General features: G+C 38.5%; 12 protein-coding genes, 1 other RNA gene and 1 other annotated feature. Of the genes, 10 read left to right on the plus strand and 3 right to left on the minus strand.

All coding sequences use genetic code 11. From position 1 onward, the window contains the following. Positions 1-94: 94 nt before the first annotated feature. The 5 genes from secDF (at position 95) to dtd (ending at position 8,179) form a co-directional block, all read left to right on the plus strand. Positions 95-2,332 carry a protein translocase subunit SecDF gene (gene secDF, locus B9N79_RS01515; RefSeq protein WP_019391361.1) on the plus strand — a complete coding sequence of 746 codons (2,238 nt, stop codon included), beginning with the start codon at positions 95-97 and terminating at the stop codon, positions 2,330-2,332. Between the two features lie 111 nt (positions 2,333-2,443). Continuing rightward, positions 2,444-4,801 carry a single-stranded-DNA-specific exonuclease RecJ gene (recJ, locus tag B9N79_RS01520; RefSeq protein ID WP_046217876.1) on the plus strand — a complete coding sequence of 786 codons (2,358 nt, stop codon included), beginning with the start codon at positions 2,444-2,446 and terminating at the stop codon, positions 4,799-4,801. Continuing rightward, positions 4,801-5,322, plus strand: a complete 522-nt coding sequence (locus tag B9N79_RS01525; RefSeq protein ID WP_019391363.1) for an adenine phosphoribosyltransferase — start codon at positions 4,801-4,803, stop codon at positions 5,320-5,322. The genes recJ and B9N79_RS01525 overlap by 1 nt, the downstream gene beginning before the upstream one ends. A gap of 187 nt (positions 5,323-5,509) precedes the next feature. After that, the gene (locus B9N79_RS01530; RefSeq protein ID WP_046217875.1) at positions 5,510-7,717 is read left to right on the plus strand and encodes a RelA/SpoT family protein; all 2,208 of its coding nucleotides are present in this window, start codon (positions 5,510-5,512) and stop codon (positions 7,715-7,717) included. A 15-nt stretch (positions 7,718-7,732) separates the two neighbouring features. Beyond that, positions 7,733-8,179 (plus strand): D-aminoacyl-tRNA deacylase, encoded by a 447-nt coding sequence (gene dtd, locus B9N79_RS01535; RefSeq protein WP_019391365.1) that lies wholly within the window; start codon positions 7,733-7,735, stop codon positions 8,177-8,179. 21 nt (positions 8,180-8,200) lie between these two features. Here dtd and B9N79_RS01540 read toward each other — a convergent pair whose 3' ends face one another. Further along, a complete protein-coding gene (locus B9N79_RS01540; protein WP_082864759.1) occupies positions 8,201-9,067 on the minus strand; it encodes an N-acetylmuramoyl-L-alanine amidase family protein in 867 nt (288 codons plus the stop codon). Positions 9,068-9,182: 115 nt separating this feature from the next. Between B9N79_RS01540 and B9N79_RS25960 the strand changes: the two genes are divergently transcribed. From B9N79_RS25960 to B9N79_RS01560, 5 genes are all read left to right on the plus strand, one after another. Continuing rightward, complete coding sequence (locus tag B9N79_RS25960; RefSeq protein WP_019391367.1) at positions 9,183-9,350, plus strand: hypothetical protein; 168 nt, start codon at positions 9,183-9,185, stop codon at positions 9,348-9,350. 79 nt (positions 9,351-9,429) lie between these two features. Next, positions 9,430-9,665: a binding site (T-box leader), on the plus strand. 56 nt (positions 9,666-9,721) lie between these two features. Further along, the gene (hisS, locus tag B9N79_RS01545; protein ID WP_019391368.1) at positions 9,722-10,993 is read left to right on the plus strand and encodes a histidine--tRNA ligase; all 1,272 of its coding nucleotides are present in this window, start codon (positions 9,722-9,724) and stop codon (positions 10,991-10,993) included. An 11-nt stretch (positions 10,994-11,004) separates the two neighbouring features. Then, the gene (gene aspS / locus B9N79_RS01550) at positions 11,005-12,777 is read left to right on the plus strand and encodes an aspartate--tRNA ligase (RefSeq protein ID WP_046217874.1); all 1,773 of its coding nucleotides are present in this window, start codon (positions 11,005-11,007) and stop codon (positions 12,775-12,777) included. Between the two features lie 58 nt (positions 12,778-12,835). Further along, positions 12,836-13,020, plus strand: a non-coding RNA gene (gene ssrS / locus B9N79_RS01555) — 6S RNA. Between the two features lie 116 nt (positions 13,021-13,136). Continuing rightward, positions 13,137-13,901 (plus strand): tRNA threonylcarbamoyladenosine dehydratase, encoded by a 765-nt coding sequence (locus B9N79_RS01560; RefSeq protein ID WP_019391370.1) that lies wholly within the window; start codon positions 13,137-13,139, stop codon positions 13,899-13,901. 19 nt (positions 13,902-13,920) lie between these two features. On the opposite strand, the gene B9N79_RS01565 is transcribed toward B9N79_RS01560, so the two are convergent. Both B9N79_RS01565 and B9N79_RS01570 read right to left on the minus strand, forming a co-directional pair. Beyond that, the gene (locus tag B9N79_RS01565) at positions 13,921-14,775 is read right to left on the minus strand and encodes an SDR family oxidoreductase (RefSeq protein ID WP_046217873.1); all 855 of its coding nucleotides are present in this window, start codon (positions 14,773-14,775) and stop codon (positions 13,921-13,923) included. Positions 14,776-14,788: 13 nt separating this feature from the next. Next, positions 14,789-16,066 carry a replication-associated recombination protein A gene (locus B9N79_RS01570; RefSeq protein ID WP_040056836.1) on the minus strand — a complete coding sequence of 426 codons (1,278 nt, stop codon included), beginning with the start codon at positions 16,064-16,066 and terminating at the stop codon, positions 14,789-14,791. Positions 16,067-16,086 lie beyond the last annotated feature (20 nt).

Here is a 16,086-nt window from a genome sequence, read left to right on the forward strand (position 1 = left end):
AAATTTTGCTTTAAATATTCATTTTTTGTAATGTTTGGTACTGATTAGAAAATCATCATGTTTTTTTTACATAACGAAGGAGGATTTTAAACTCATGGTAAAGAGAGGTCGGATTGTCGCTTTCTTTCTTTTGGTTATTTTGTTGTTTAGTACCATGGGATCGACAGTCAAAGGGATTGCCAACCGTATTAACTTAGGATTGGATTTACAAGGTGGTTTTGAAGTTCTCTATGATGTCAAGCCAATTGATGGTCAGAAACTGACAAAAGACACCTTAGAAAGTGCGGCAAGTGCGCTTGAGGAGCGCGTTAATGCACTCGGTGTTAACGAACCTAATATTCAAATTGAAGGCGATCATCGCATACGTGTTCAGCTTGCGGGTGTAAAAGATCAAAATGAAGCACGGGATTTGCTTTCAACGCAGGCGAACTTAACATTTCGGGATGTGAATGATAAAGTTCTTCTTAACGGTTCTGAAATTGAAGGTGCCAAGCAAGCATATACGCAAAACAATCAGCCTAACGTAGTGCTGACACTGAAGAATCCGAAGAAGTTTGGAGAAATTACGCAAGAGCTTTCTAAAAAAGCTGCGACCCGTGAAAACTTACTTGTGATTTGGCTTGATTATGAAAAGGGAAAAAATTCTTATAAAGCTGAGAGCCAAAAACAAGATCCAAAATATTTATCAGCAGCAAGTGTAAATCAGAAGCTAAGTCAAAAAGAAGTAACGATTGAAGGCGGCTTTGATATTAAGGAAGCTCAAAACTTAGCAAAACTCATCAATGCTGGGGCTCTTCCAGTTCAGCTTAAAGAAGTATATTCGACATCAGTTGGAGCTCAGTTTGGTCAAACAGCTCTTGAAACAACGATGTACGCTGGGATAATTGGTATTGGGCTTGTGTTCTTATTCATGCTAGCGTTCTATCGCTTCCCAGGATTTATCGCTTGTATTACATTAGCGATTTACGTTTTCCTTATTCTACTCGTATATGATTGGATGGGGGCTGTTTTAACGCTGCCAGGAATCGCTGCGCTTGTTCTGAACGTTGGGATGGCCGTTGATGCAAACATTATTACGTATGAGCGGATTAAAGATGAAATTAAACGTGGCCGTTCAATACCTTCTGCTTACAAAGCAGGTAATCGACGCTCGCTTGTAACCATTTTTGATGCAAACATTACGACTCTTTTAGCAGGAGCAGTTCTTTTCTATTTTGGGACAAGTTCTGTTCAAGGTTTTGCAACAATGCTTATTGTCGGGATTTTAATTAGTTTTATTACATGCGTATATGGTACACGTTTATTCCTAGGGTTATGGGTGAACAGCCGCGCATTAAATAAAAAACCAAGAATTTTTGGTGTTAATCCAAAAGATATTGAAGATTTATCTGAGGATAAAGGAAATCATTTTCCGAAGACAAAGTTTGATAAAGTGGACTTTGTTAAGCATAGTAAAAAGTTTTTCACGCTCTCTATTGTGATTACTATTGCTGGGATTATTCTGCTTTCAACAATGAAATTAAATCTCGGAATTGATTTTGCAAGCGGTACGCGTGTTGATATTAAAGCTGATTCTGCTTTAACACAGCAAGAAATCACAAAAGAATTAGCTGAGATTCATATGGAAACAGAGGATATTACTCTTTCAGGTCAAAATAATGAACGTGCCACAGCGCAGTTCAAAGGAGCTTTAAGTAAAGACGAAATTGCTAAGATTAAAGACCATTTTGATGATAAATACGGAACAGAGCCGAGCGTTAGTACCGTTTCTCCAACAATTGGTCGAGAGCTTGCTAAAAATGCTCTTTATGCTGTTTTGATTGCATCAATTGGGATCATTATTTATGTATCAATTCGTTTCGAGTGGAAGATGGCACTTGCCGCTGTCATTGCGTTGCTCCATGATGCATTTGTTATCATTACGCTCTTTAGCTTATTCCAGCTAGAGGTTGATGTAACATTCATCGCTGCTGTTCTAACTATTATTGGATATTCAATCAATGATACAATCGTGTCGTTTGACAGAATACGAGAAAATATGGGGATTTTCAAACCGAAAACAAGTAAAGAGCTTACAAATATCGTGAACTTAAGTTTACGAGAAACGTTTACTCGTTCTATTAACACAATCGTAACAGTTGTGATTACTGTTATTGCTCTTCTTATTTTTGGAAGTGAATCAATTCAAAACTTCTCTATTGCTCTTTTAATTGGGTTAATCATTGGAGCATATTCTTCACTATTTATTGCTTCTCAGCTGTGGTTAGTGTGGAAGAAAAAAGAGATGAAAAAAGGTCCGAAAAAGAGTATAGAAAAAGAAGATACGCTTTAATAGAAAAAGAGCTAAGGGATTTTCCTTAGCTCTTTTTATGCTTTTGAAGTCGTTCATTGCCGGACTCTCTTTCCTCTAGTATAATGTATGAGGTTAAGGGGTGAAAAGGAAATGTTACATTCAAAAAAGCGATGGAGAGTACAGGAAACAGACGCTGCAAAGGCAGAGGAGTTAGCAAGTCAGCTCTCTGTTTCACCACTTGTTGCCTCTCTTTTGATGAATAGAGATATTACAACAGTAGATGAAGCAAGACACTTTTTATATTTAACAGATGAAAATATGCATGATCCATATCTTTTAAAAGATATGGACATTGTTGTTGAACGCATTCAGCGCGCTATTCGGGATGAAGAGAAGATTATGATTTATGGAGATTACGATGCGGACGGAGTAAGCAGTACCTCTGTTATGTTAACAGCGCTTAGAACGCTTGGAGCTCACGTTGATTTTTATATTCCAAATCGTTTTACAGAAGGATATGGTCCAAATGAAGGAGCTTTCCGTCATATTGGTGAGCAAGGATATACGCTCGTTATCACGGTTGATACAGGAATCTCAGGTGTAAACGAAGCTGATGTTGCCGAAGAGTGCGGCTTTGATCTTATTATTACAGATCATCATGAACCAGGCCCAGAGCTTCCAAAAGCTTTTGCTATCATTCACCCAAAACTTTCTGAACGGTATCCTTTTAAAGAGCTAGCAGGAGTAGGCGTTGCCTTGAAAATTGGTCAAGCTCTTTTAGGTGAAATAAGCCCTGCCCTTGTAGAACTTGCAGCAATTGGAACTGTAGCAGATTTAGTTCCTTTGCAAGATGAAAATCGCTACATCGTTCAAAAGGGACTTCACTATCTAAGGCATACAAACCGCCCCGGAATGAAAGCTCTTTTGAACGTTTGTGGGGTGAATCAGAAGGAAATTACAGAAGAAACGATTGGATTTGCCATTGGTCCTCGTATTAATGCTATTGGACGTCTAGAGCAAGCAGATCCAGCTGTGCATCTTTTAATGACGACAGATCAAGAAGAAGCAGAAAGCCTCGCAGAAGAAATTGATCAATGCAATCAAGAACGGAGAAATATTGTAAAAGAGATTACAGATCAAGCGATTGAAATGGTGAAAACACAGTTTCCTCCAGAAGAGAATGCAGTTCTTGTACTTGCAAAAGAAGGATGGAACCCTGGCGTTATTGGTATTGTTGCTTCAAGGCTTGTAAATGAGTTTTATCGCCCAACAATTGTGCTTGGTATAGATGAAGAGGGGAAAATTGCTAAAGGCTCTGCACGAAGCATCGAAGGATTCGATCTTTTTGCTAACTTATCAAAGTGCCGTGATATTTTACCGCATTTTGGAGGACATCCGATGGCAGCTGGAATGACCTTAGCGCTAGAGAATGTCTCCCTTTTACGCGAAAAAATGAACAAATTCGGTCACGAGCTTCTCAGTGAAGAAGACTTTATTCCAGCAGTAAATATTGATGTGAAGGCTTCCCTTGACGAAATTACAACAGATTCTATTGAGGAATTAAATAAGCTTGCCCCCTTTGGTGTTAACAACCCCAAACCAAAAGTTCTTATTAAGGATGTTCCGATTTCTTCAATGCGCAAAATTGGAGCGGATAAAACTCATCTGAAAGTTGTTGTAGGAGATGCAGATTGCTCGCTTGACGGAGTTGGATTTGGACTTGGCTATCTTCATGACAGAATATCGCCGCTTGCTCATGTTTCTCTAGTAGGAGAGCTTACCATCAACGAATGGAACAATCGTCGCAAACCACAAATCATGCTTGAAGATGCTTCAGTGGAGGAATGGCAGCTTTTTGACGTAAGAGGAGTTCGGAAAGTGTCAACGTTTTTAGCTGACTATATTACAAGTGATATGCTTCTTGTTGCATTTAACGAAAAGACGGTTCAAAAAGAAGAGTTTGCTTCATATATTGATCAAGTGAGACTTATAAACTCAGAAAAGTCTACCAACGAGCTACAAGGTTATGAAGGAGATATTGTTTTATTGGATGTTCCTCCTTCATTAGAGACTTTAAAAACATTAATGAGCGGATGTAAACCAGCTCGAGTGTATATGCTATTTTTAACAGAGGAAGATCATTTCTTAAATACAGTCCCAACCCGAGACCATTTTAAATGGTATTATGGCTTCCTTTTAAAAAAAGGACCGTTTGATCTTAAACGATATAAACAAGATCTTGCCCTCCATAAAGGGTGGACAAAGGAAACGATTGACTTTATGTCACAGGTGTTTTTTGAGCTGGAATTTGCTACAATAGAAAATGGTGTGATTTCTTTAGTGCAACATACACCAAAACGTGATTTAATAGAGTCTGTCACTTATAAGACAAAACAAGAACAGCTACAAGTGGAAAAAGAGTTAATTTACCGTTCCTACGGTGAATTGAAGGAGCTTTTTGAGCATTTTAGAAAAAGCTCTGTGATCAATGAGGAGGAAATAAGCTAATGGATTTCAAAAAATATATTACCATTGTCCCTGATTACCCAAAGAAAGGTATTCAGTTTAAGGATATTACAACACTTATGGACAATGGCGACGTGTATCGTGCAGCAACAGACGAGATCGTCAAATATGCAAAAGAGAAAGAAATTGATGTAATCGTGGGGCCTGAAGCTCGCGGTTTTATCATTGGATGCCCTGTGTCATATGCAATGGGCAAAGGATTTGTTCCTGTTCGTAAAGAAGGAAAACTTCCTCGTGAAGTTGTTAAAGTTGATTATGGCTTAGAATACGGAAACGACGTTTTAACAATGCATAAAGATGCGATTAAACCTGGACAGCGTGTCCTAATTACAGATGACCTTTTAGCAACAGGAGGTACAATCGAGGCAACAATCAAACTTATTGAGCAACTAGGTGGGGTTGTAGCAGGGATTGCTTTCTTAATTGAGTTAACGTACTTAGATGGCCGTAAGAAGTTAGACGGTTATGATGTATTCACTTTAATGCAATATTCTGGTGAATAAATAAGAAAAGAGTGCCCCTTGGTGCTCTTTTTTTCTTTAATGACTTTACATCTTTGAAAATTTTGATGATAATAGTTACAATATTAATCAAATTGTCATTTTAGGTAGAAATGTGGCGCTCAAAAAGAGAGAAGGCGTAAAACATCTTCTAACCTTTGTCAAAAGTTTAAAATAAAAAGGTGATTGCATGGCAAATGAACAAGTGCTAACAGCGGAACAAGTCATTGACAATGCAGCAAAATATTTAGTAGGTGAAGACTTACTATTTGTTGAAAAAGCATACCAATTTGCAAAAGAGGCTCATCAGCATCAGTATCGAAAATCAGGTGAGCCTTATATTATTCATCCGATCCAAGTAGCGGGTATTCTCGTTGATTTAGACATGGATCCGTCAACAGTAGCGGCTGGCTTTTTACATGATGTTGTAGAAGATACAGAAGTTACTCTTGAAGAAATTGAAAAAGCTTTTACAGCAGAAGTTGCAATGCTTGTTGATGGCGTAACAAAGCTTGGGAAAATTAAATATAAATCGAAGGAAGAACAGCAAGCAGAGAATCATCGCAAAATGTTTGTAGCAATGGCGCAGGATATCCGCGTCATTTTAATTAAGCTTGCAGACCGTCTTCATAATATGAGAACGTTGAAGCACCTTCCACAAGAAAAACAGCGCCGCATTTCTAATGAAACGCTGGAGATTTTTGCACCGCTTGCTCATCGATTGGGGATTTCAAAAATTAAATGGGAGTTAGAAGATACGTCTCTTCGCTACCTAAATCCGCAACAGTACTATCGTATTGTAAACTTGATGAAAAAGAAACGTGCAGAACGTGAAGAATATTTAGAAGAAGTTATTGGTGAAGTTCGAGCACAAGTTGAAGATGTGAAGATTAAAGCTGAAATTTCTGGGCGTCCAAAGCATATTTACTCAATTTACCGAAAAATGGCGCTTCAAAATAAACAGTTTAACGAAATATATGATCTTTTAGCTGTCCGCATTATCGTCAACAGCATCAAAGACTGTTATGCTGTGTTAGGTATTATTCATACATGTTATAAACCAATGCCAGGACGGTTTAAAGATTATATTGCCATGCCAAAACCAAATATGTATCAGTCTTTGCATACAACTGTTATTGGACCAAAAGGTGATCCGCTTGAGGTTCAAATTCGTACGAGTGAAATGCATAATATTGCTGAGTATGGAATTGCCGCACACTGGGCGTATAAGGAAGGTAAAGCAGTTGGTGAAGGCTCTTCGTTTGAAGAGAAATTAACATGGTTTAGAGAAATCTTAGAGTTTCAAAATGAATCAACAAATGCAGAAGAATTCATGGAATCTCTAAAACTGGACCTTTTTGCTGATATGGTATACATTTTCACACCAAAAGGAGATGTCATTGAGCTTCCTTCAGGATCTGTTCCAATTGACTTTTCTTATCGAATTCATTCAGAGATCGGGAACAAAACGATTGGTGCTAAAGTAAATGGCAAGATGGTGACGCTTGATTATCAGCTGAAAACAGGCGATATTATTGAGATTTTAACATCTAAGCATTCTTATGGGCCAAGCCAAGACTGGCTTAAGCTTGCTAAAACAACACAAGCTAAAAATAAAATTCGCCAGTTTTTCAAGAAGCAGCAGCGTGAAGAAAATATCGAAAAAGGCCGCGAGCTTGTTGAAAAAGAAATTCGTCAAATGGAATTTGACTTGAAAGAAGTACTAACAGCTGAGAACTTAAAGCGTGTTACAGAAAAATTCAATTTTTCAAATGAAGAAGATATGTACGCAGCTGTTGGATATAATGGGATTACAGCTTTACAAGTTGCTAATCGACTCACGGACAAATGGCGTAAACAACGTGATTTAGAGCAGCAAGAAGCAGCTTTGAAAGAAACAGTTGAAGAAGTGAACAGAACGAACAAAGTTCAAAAGAAGAAAAGACGCGATTCGGGTGTACGGGTAAAAGGAGTCGACAATTTACTTGTCCGCATTTCAAAGTGCTGTAACCCTGTTCCAGGGGACGAGATTGTTGGGTTTATTACAAAAGGTCGAGGTGTCTCTGTACACCGTGATGACTGTCCAAATGTGCACGTAGAAGAAGCGCAAGAGCGACTTATTCCTGTTGAATGGGAATCAGATATCAAAGAAGGCCGCGAATTTAATGTTGAGATTGAAATTTCAGGTTATGATCGAGCAGGCTTATTAAATGAAGTACTTCAAACTGTAAATGATAGTAAAACAAATATTTCCGCCGTTTCTGGCAAGTCTGACCGTAATAAGATGGCAAGCATTCATATGTCACTAGCGATTACAAACATTAGTCATCTTCATAAAGTAGTCGAAAAAATTAAGCATATTCCAGACATCTACTCTGTTCGTCGGATTATGCATTAAACAAGGAGTTTCAGGATGAAAGTAGTATTACAGCGAGCAAAAGATGCTAAAGTAACAGTAGAAGGTACGACAGTTGGAGCAATAAGTAAAGGACTTGTTCTTTTAGTTGGTGTTACACATGAAGATACAGAAGAAGACGTAAAGTACTTAGCTGGAAAAATTCCTAACCTCCGTATTTTTGAAGATGAAAGTGAAAAAATGAATTTATCGCTTTTAGATGTTGAAGGAGCTATTTTATCTGTTTCGCAGTTCACACTTTACGGTGATTGTCGAAAAGGTCGCCGTCCAAACTTTATGGGAGCGGCTAAACCAGACAAAGCTGAACTTCTTTATGAAAAGTTTAATGCAGCACTTAGAGAAAAAGGAATCATTGTAGAAACCGGAACGTTTGGAGCAATGATGGACGTTTCATTTACAAATGATGGACCTGTAACACTTATTTTAGAAAGTAAAGACAAATAGGAAAAATCCTATTTGTCTTTTTTAATGAAAATAAGCTGCCAGTCCTTCTGAAATAGAGGAGGCCATTTTTCTTTGAAAACCAGAGGAAGTAATCGTTTCTTCTTCTTTCTCATTACTCAAAAAGCCGAGTTCAAGCAGAATGGAAGGATGCTCATTTTCTCGAAGTACAAAGTAATCACCAAAGCGTGACTTTCCATCTTTTAATGGGGAATTTTTTACAATCCCTTTATGGATTGTATGAGCTGCACTTGGACTTTCATAATAGTACGTAATAAGCCCGTTAATAGAAGGATTCTTATGGCTATTGTAGTGCAGACTAACAAATAAATCTGCTTCATTTCGATTAGCTAAAGCAACGCGTTCTTTTAAAGATACTGTTTTATCACTTGTTCTAGTTAGAATAACATGGGCCCCATGAGTTTCAAGTGTCTGTTTTAAAAGAAGGGCTGTGTTGAGATTAAGCGTTTTTTCATATGTCCCAAATTTCCCTGTTGTTCCTCTGTCATCTCCGCCATGACCAGGATCGATAATAATGGTTTTACCTGAAAGAGAGTCATACGGAATAGTGGGTGATGTTGATGCCTGGGCTTTCCCATCAAGAAGAGGGGTCATTTCTTTTAAATAAACATTTGATACCCATCCTTTCTTTCCATTCAAAAGTTGAACGTACGACCAGCTTATATCACGTTTAATAAGTGATAAGATATCCCCATTGTGAACAACAGTTACAATAGAATGATCTGTGCTTGGCCCACTTCGAACGTTAAGTGTACTTGCATTAACCGTTAAAAACTCACTTTGTGCCTCAATTGGTTTTTCAACGTTTAGCGTCAAGGAGCAAACACCAAGGATAAGAGCTAAAAGAAACAGTCGTCTTAATTTACTCAATCAAACACGCCTCCATTTTTTAAACTCCACATCATATTCTTTTCATTTGTATAAATTCCTGTTAAAAAAGGGAAAATAGAAAGAGTATTTATTCGACATAGAAAAGAGGGGTTTGATGAAATTTAGCGAACACGGAGAGCGGAAGTTTGGATATCATCAGTCATTACACGATATTAATTATCATGAAAAATCACTTGAAAATAACCCACTTTACGTAGGAATGGAGTTTGGAGTCACATCACGAGAAATTCAGAAGTTAAAAAGCCATTTAGAGCGCTCATAAAATTGAAAGGTTCTTGACAATCTTCCTGTTCCTTCGTAATATAGAAGACAATTGCTAGTTTACGAAAAACCAATATTATATATTGCCGTTGATGGAGAAAAGTAGCTATAATCCCACAAGAAAAGAGAGAAAATGCCTTGGGCTGAAAGCATTTTTACTTGCTGTATAGTGAACGAACACTTCTGAGGTTTCACTTTGAAAAGAGTTATTCTTAGTAGGAGATGAACGCATAATTTTTGCGTTATAAAATAGAGTGGGAGCCTAATGATGCGGCTTCAACTAGGGTGGTACCACGAAAATACTTTCGTCCCTACATATATGTAGGGGGTTGAAGGTATTTTTTTTATGGATTTTATAAAGGAGGAACAAAAATGAGCATTGATATCCCAAGAGGAACCCAAGATATTCTGCCAGGAACAGTTGAGAAGTGGCAGTATATTGAACAGAAAGCAAGAGAAATTTGCCGTGCGTTTCGTTATCAAGAAATTCGTACGCCAATGTTTGAACATACAGAATTGTTTAAACGCGGAGTAGGGGATACAACAGATGTTGTTCAAAAAGAAATGTATACGTTTGAAGACAGAGGTGGACGCAGCATTACGCTAAGACCAGAAGGTACAGCAGCTGTTGTACGCTCTTTTGTAGAGAACAAAATGTTTGGAAATCCAACGCAACCTATTAAACTTTTCTATACTGGTCCAATGTTTCGCTATGAGCGTCCACAGGCAGGTCGTTTCCGTCAGTTCGTTCAGTTTGGGGTAGAAGCAATCGGAAGCAATGATCCAAGCATTGATGCAGAAGTATTGTCGCTTGTGATGAATTTCTATCAATCGCTTGGATTGAAGAAACTGAAGCTTGTTTTAAATAGCCTTGGAGATACAGAAAGTAGAATGGCTCATAGAGATGCGCTTATTAATCACTTCAAACCAAGAATTAACGAGTTTTGTTCAGACTGTCAAAATCGTCTTGAAACAAATCCACTTCGTATTCTTGATTGTAAGAAAGATCGCAATCATGAGCTTATGAAGACAGCTCCATCTATTCTTGATTATCTAAATGATTACTCAAAAGAGTATTTTGAAAAAGTGCAGCAATATTTAACAGACTTACATATTCCGTTTGAGGTAGATGCAAATCTTGTTAGAGGCTTGGACTATTACAACCACACAGCATTTGAAGTAATGAGCGAAGCAGAAGGCTTTGGCGCTATTACAACACTATGCGGAGGAGGTCGTTACAACGGTTTATCCGAGCAAATTGGGGGACCTGAAGCTCCGGGAATTGGATTTGCCTTAAGTATTGAGCGTCTTCTAGCAGCTCTTGAAGCAGAATCTGTTGAGCTTCCAATCGAGCAAGGTATTGATTGCTACGTTGTTACACTTGGCGATAAAGCAAAAGATAAGTCTGTTTCACTTGTAAATGATCTTCGTCTAAGCGGAGTTGCAGCGGAGAAAGACTATCAAGATAAAAAAGTAAAAGCACAATTTAAAGCAGCTGATCGACTTAGTGCAAAATATGTTGCAGTCCTTGGAGACGATGAGCTCGAACAAAATGTTATCAATGTAAAGAACATGGAAACAGGTGAACAAGAAGAAGTTTCGCTTTCGTCGTTTGTTTCATATGTAAAAGAAAAATTATTATAGGGGGAATTAAGATGACAAAAAGATCATACTTTTGCGGAGAAGTAACTGAAAAAGCTATTGGCGAAAAAGTACACTTAAAAGGTTGGGTACAAACGCGCCGTGACTTAGGCGGACTAATTTTTATTGATTTACGAGACCGCACGGGGATTGTACAAGTTGTATTTAATCCAGATCTTTCGAAAGAAGCGCTTCAAACGGCTGAAGGCATCCGAAGTGAGTTTGTCCTACATGTAGAAGGTGAAGTTGTTGCACGTGCAGCCAACACAGTAAACGAGAACCTTGCAACAGGAAAAATCGAAGTTCACGTTCAAAATGTTGAAGTTATTAATAAAGCTAAAACACCTCCTTTTTCAATTGATAACAAAGTGGAAGTTTCAGAAGATGTTCGATTAAAATATCGTTATTTAGACCTTCGTCGTCCTGTTATGTTTGAAACGTTCAAAATGCGTCATCAAACAACAAAAGCTATACGTTCGTTTTTAGATGATCAAGGCTTCTTAGATGTTGAAACACCAATGCTTACAAATGATACACCTGAAGGAGCGCGAAGCTACCTTGTTCCAAGTCGCGTGCATCCTGGTGAATTTTATGCACTGCCACAGTCTCCACAGCTTTTTAAACAGCTGCTCATGGTTGGCGGTATTGAGCGCTATTACCAAATTGCGCGCTGTTTCCGAGATGAAGACTTACGTGCAGATCGTCAGCCAGAATTTACACAAGTGGACATTGAAATGTCATTTCTAGAAATTGACGACATTATTGAACTTGGTGAACAAATGATGAAGAAAGTGATGAAGGAAGTAAAAGGACTTGATATTCCAACACCATTCCCTCGTCTTTCATATGAAGAAGCAATGAATCGTTTTGGTTCTGACAAGCCTGATACGCGCTTTGAGATGGAGTTCATTAATATGGGGGAGCTTGCTTCAGATTGTGGTTTTAAAGTATTTAAGAGTGCAATTGAAAATGGTGGAGCTGTAAAAGCTCTCAACGTAAAAGGAGCAGCTTCTAAATATTCTCGTAAAGACATTGATGGCTTAACAGAGTATGCAGCTCGCTACGGTGCAAAAGGTCTTGCATGGCTAAAAGTAGAAGATGAAATTAAAGGACCAATTGCTAAATTCTTTAGTGATGAAGAAAAAGAACAAATCATCAAACTAGCTGAAGCAGAACAAGGAGATTTATTGCTATTTGTTGCTGACAAATCATCTGTTGTTGCAAGTGCACTCGGTGCTCTCCGTCTAAAACTAGGAAAAGACCTTGAGCTTATCGATGAAAGTAAATTCAATTTCCTCTGGGTAACAGATTGGCCACTTCTTGAGTATGATGAAGAAGAAGGACGCTATTTTGCAGCGCATCATCCATTTACAATGCCTGTTCGTGAAGACGTAGAGAAACTTGAAACAGCTCCTGAAGAAGTAAAAGCACAAGCATATGACCTTGTTCTAAACGGATATGAGCTTGGTGGAGGGTCACTTCGTATTTATGAGCGAGACCTTCAAGAGAAGATGTTTAAGGCGCTTGGAATGAAAGAAGAAGATGCACAAGAACAGTTTGGTTTCTTGATGGAAGCTTTCGAATACGGAACGCCTCCACATGGTGGAATTGCGCTTGGTCTTGATCGTCTTGTAATGCTTCTAGCAGGACGGACAAACTTGCGCGATACAATTGCTTTCCCGAAAACAACAAGTGCAAGCTGTCCATTAACAAATGCTCCAGGACCTGTCAATGAAGCACAGCTTGAGGAATTATCGTTAAAAAGTACCGCTAAAAAAGAAGACTAATTTGTGAGCGTCAACTCTTGCAAAGGGTCATTCTATGTGATACTATACTAATACATTAACAGTCCTGATGTGTTCGTCTCATTGCCTGTTGTTTTGACCGAACAGCTATATATTAGGGAGCTTGAAGTTTTTAACTGGCGTACATGCCTTTCATAAGGACGTACAAATGTTAGATTAGAGCACCCACCTGCCGAGAGCGGGTTCAAAACTTAGGAACTTAAGGACGGCACGATTGGGACATGTAACTTAACTTATTCAACCCTATGCAATTTATTTGCATAGGGTTTTCTCATGAATTGGGCAAGATGTTATAATAACACTGCTAACTTGACTAATATAAATAACGGAGTGTGAAATACATGTTACACCAGTTTTCTCGTAATGAATTAGCAATTGGAAAAGAAGGACTAGAAACATTAAAAAACAGCACTGTTGCTGTGCTTGGTGTTGGTGGCGTTGGGTCATTTGCAGCTGAGGCACTAGCACGTACGGGCGTTGGGAAAATCGTGCTTGTGGATAAGGACGATGTTGACATTACAAATGTTAACCGCCAAATTCACGCGCTCTTGTCAACAGTAGGGCAACCAAAGGTAGACTTAATGGCTGCACGTATTCACGATATTAATAAAGAATGCGAAGTCGTGAGTTTGAAAATGTTTTATACAGAGGAAACATACGAAGAGTTTTTTGCTCATAATTTGGATTATGTTATCGATGCCTCTGATACTATTTCATATAAGATTCATCTTATGAAAGAGTGCTTAAAACGAAACATTCCGATCATTTCAAGCATGGGAGCTGCAAATAAAACAGATCCAACAAGATTCCGTATTGCAGACATTTCAAAAACACATACAGACCCAATGGCAAAAGTCATTCGCACACGTTTACGAAAAGAACGAATTCATAAAGGTATTAAAGTTGTCTTTTCAGACGAAAGGCCGATTGTCATCCGTGATGAAGTGAAAAAATATGTAGGAAAAGAAGACGCGAAGATTCGTAAGGCCCAAATGCCACCTTCTTCAAACGCTTTTGTTCCATCTGTAGCGGGGCTCATTATGGGAGGACATGTTATTAACGATCTTTTAAAAGATATTAAAATTAAGCGCGTTGGTGACGAATAAGCCAGGGGAACCCCCTGGCTTATTTTTTATATCCTTTTTTAGAGAGTTCTTCTTCACTCCACTCCCAAAGGAGCTGGGCTAGATAAGGATCTTTAGCTCTTTTTGAAACACGGGCAGGTTTCTGTTTATAAAAGTAGCCTCCTGTTACGTCATCAACTTCAGTACTCTTAGCAAGATAGAGAGCTGTCTCTGCTCCTTTATCAGGAGATTGAAAGAAAGGATTTAATACTTTATAAACGCTTTTTCCAAATCCAGTAGAGCGGTTAATTCCTAAGTTTGTGCTCACTGCTCCTGGATGAAGAGCATTTACTGTAATATCAGTATGTGAGAGACGTTTAGCTAGCTCTTTTGTAAATAAGATATTGGCGAGTTTAGACTGTCCGTATCCTTTCATAACACTGTAATTAGTTTCTAAATTTATATCTTCAAAATGAATTCGTCCCCATTTATGGGCACCAGAGGAGACGTTAACAATCCTCGCTTTTTGAGCAGCTTTTAAAGAATCCAAAAGAAGAAGGGTCAACAGAAAATGTCCAAGATGATTAACACCAAGCTGTGCTTCATATCCTTCTTTTGTTACTTTTCTTTTCAGAGAAACAACGCCAGCATTATTTACAAGAATATCTAGCATTCCCCATTTGTTTGTAAATTGTTCGACAAAGTGGGATATACTATCAAAGTCTTCCAAATCACAAAGTAAAAGTTCGATATGAGAAGCTCTGCTTTTTTCCTTTGCTAGTCGAAGCGCTTCTTCTCCGCGCTGTTGATTGCGACAAGCCATTACAACATGTATGTTTTCTTTAGCTAAACCGACTGTTGTTGAAAGTCCCATGCCAGAATTTGCACCTGTTACAACAGCTATCTTTCTTTTCATATTCATCTCCTTCTTACTTCTTCATTTTATTATTAATATTAGCATACACTTGGCTCAAAGCTTGCTCATATTTTCCGGTATGCTTTGGTTTATAATACTGTGCTCTAATAAGTGAATCAGGCAAGTATTGCTGATTTACCCAACCTGATTGAGCATCATGAGGATACTTATATTCAACACCACGGCCGAGTTTTCCAGCTCCTTTATAATGCGCATCTTTTAGATGGAGAGGAATTTCCCCGCTTTTTCCGTTTTTTACATCCTCAATCGCCTTATCAAGTGCTTGATAAGCTGAGTTTGATTTAGGAGAAAGACACAAGTCAACAACAGCATTCGCAAGCGGGATGCGTGCTTCTGGAAAACCGAGCCGCTCAGATGCTTCGATGGCGGAAAGGGTTCGTGCTCCTGCCTGTGGATTGGCAAGTCCAACATCTTCATAGGCAATAACGAGCAATCTTCTGTTTAAGCTTTCCAAATCACCTGCCACAATAAGACGAGCAAGATAGTGAAGAGCTGCGTTTACATCACTGCCTCGAATGGATTTTTGAAAAGCAGACAAAACATCATAGTGAGCGTCCCCATCTTTATCGTGAACGAGCGCTTTTTTTTGAAGGCATTCTTCTGCAACATCAAGGGTAATTTCAATTTCTCCCTGTTCATTTTGTTTTGTTGAGAGAGCAGCGAGTTCAAGTGCTGAAAGGGTTGCTCGAACATCGCCATTTGAAGCTGTTGAAAAATGTTCCAATGCTTCATCAGTAATCATAATTTTCTCTTTACCAAGGCCTTTTTCTTTATCTTCAATTGCTCGTGTTACGGCAATTTTGATTTCTTGTGGAGAAAGCGGTGTAACCTCAAAGATTTGACAGCGGCTTCTTATTGCTGGATTTATAGCATGATATGGATTGCTTGTTGTTGCTCCAATTAAAATAATCTGACCGTTCTCTAAAAAAGGAAGCAAGTAATCTTGCTTTCCTTTATCAAGTCTATGGACTTCATCAAGAAGTAAAATGACACTTCCAGACATTTTAGCTTCTTCTGCGACAATGGCTAGGTCTTTTTTTGCGTGTACAACGGCATTAAGCTGTCGAAATGGCTTTTTAGTACTTCGAGCTATTGCTGTAGCAATCGTTGTTTTCCCTGTTCCAGGGGGGCCATAAAGAATCATGGAGCGAAGCTGATTTGCTTCTACCATACGACGAATGATTTTCCCTTCTCCAACAAGCTGTTCTTGTCCAATCACTTCGTCAATAGAAGAAGGGCGCATTCTGTAAGCTAATGGGTTGTGATTCATTAAACAATCTCTCCTAATTA

Source organism: Priestia filamentosa (assembly GCF_900177535.1).
GTDB classification, from domain to species: Bacteria; Bacillota; Bacilli; order Bacillales; family Bacillaceae_H; genus Bacillus_I; species Bacillus_I filamentosa.

Bases quoted from the DNA above. Each gene is read 5' to 3' on its own strand.
- dtd (WP_019391365.1), top strand. From the start codon at position 7,733: ATGAAAGTAGTATTACAGCGAGCAAAAGATGCTAAAGTAACAGTAGAA.
- B9N79_RS01565 (WP_046217873.1), bottom strand. From the start codon at position 14,775: ATGAAAAGAAAGATAGCTGTTGTAACAGGTGCAAATTCTGGCATGGGA.
- B9N79_RS01530 (WP_046217875.1), top strand. From the start codon at position 5,510: ATGGCAAATGAACAAGTGCTAACAGCGGAACAAGTCATTGACAATGCA.
- B9N79_RS01570 (WP_040056836.1), bottom strand. From the start codon at position 16,066: ATGAATCACAACCCATTAGCTTACAGAATGCGCCCTTCTTCTATTGAC.
- recJ (WP_046217876.1), top strand. From the start codon at position 2,444: ATGTTACATTCAAAAAAGCGATGGAGAGTACAGGAAACAGACGCTGCA.
- hisS (WP_019391368.1), top strand. From the start codon at position 9,722: ATGAGCATTGATATCCCAAGAGGAACCCAAGATATTCTGCCAGGAACA.
- B9N79_RS01525 (WP_019391363.1), top strand. From the start codon at position 4,801: ATGGATTTCAAAAAATATATTACCATTGTCCCTGATTACCCAAAGAAA.
- B9N79_RS01560 (WP_019391370.1), top strand. From the start codon at position 13,137: ATGTTACACCAGTTTTCTCGTAATGAATTAGCAATTGGAAAAGAAGGA.
- aspS (WP_046217874.1), top strand. From the start codon at position 11,005: ATGACAAAAAGATCATACTTTTGCGGAGAAGTAACTGAAAAAGCTATT.
- B9N79_RS25960 (WP_019391367.1), top strand. From the start codon at position 9,183: ATGAAATTTAGCGAACACGGAGAGCGGAAGTTTGGATATCATCAGTCA.
- secDF (WP_019391361.1), top strand. From the start codon at position 95: ATGGTAAAGAGAGGTCGGATTGTCGCTTTCTTTCTTTTGGTTATTTTG.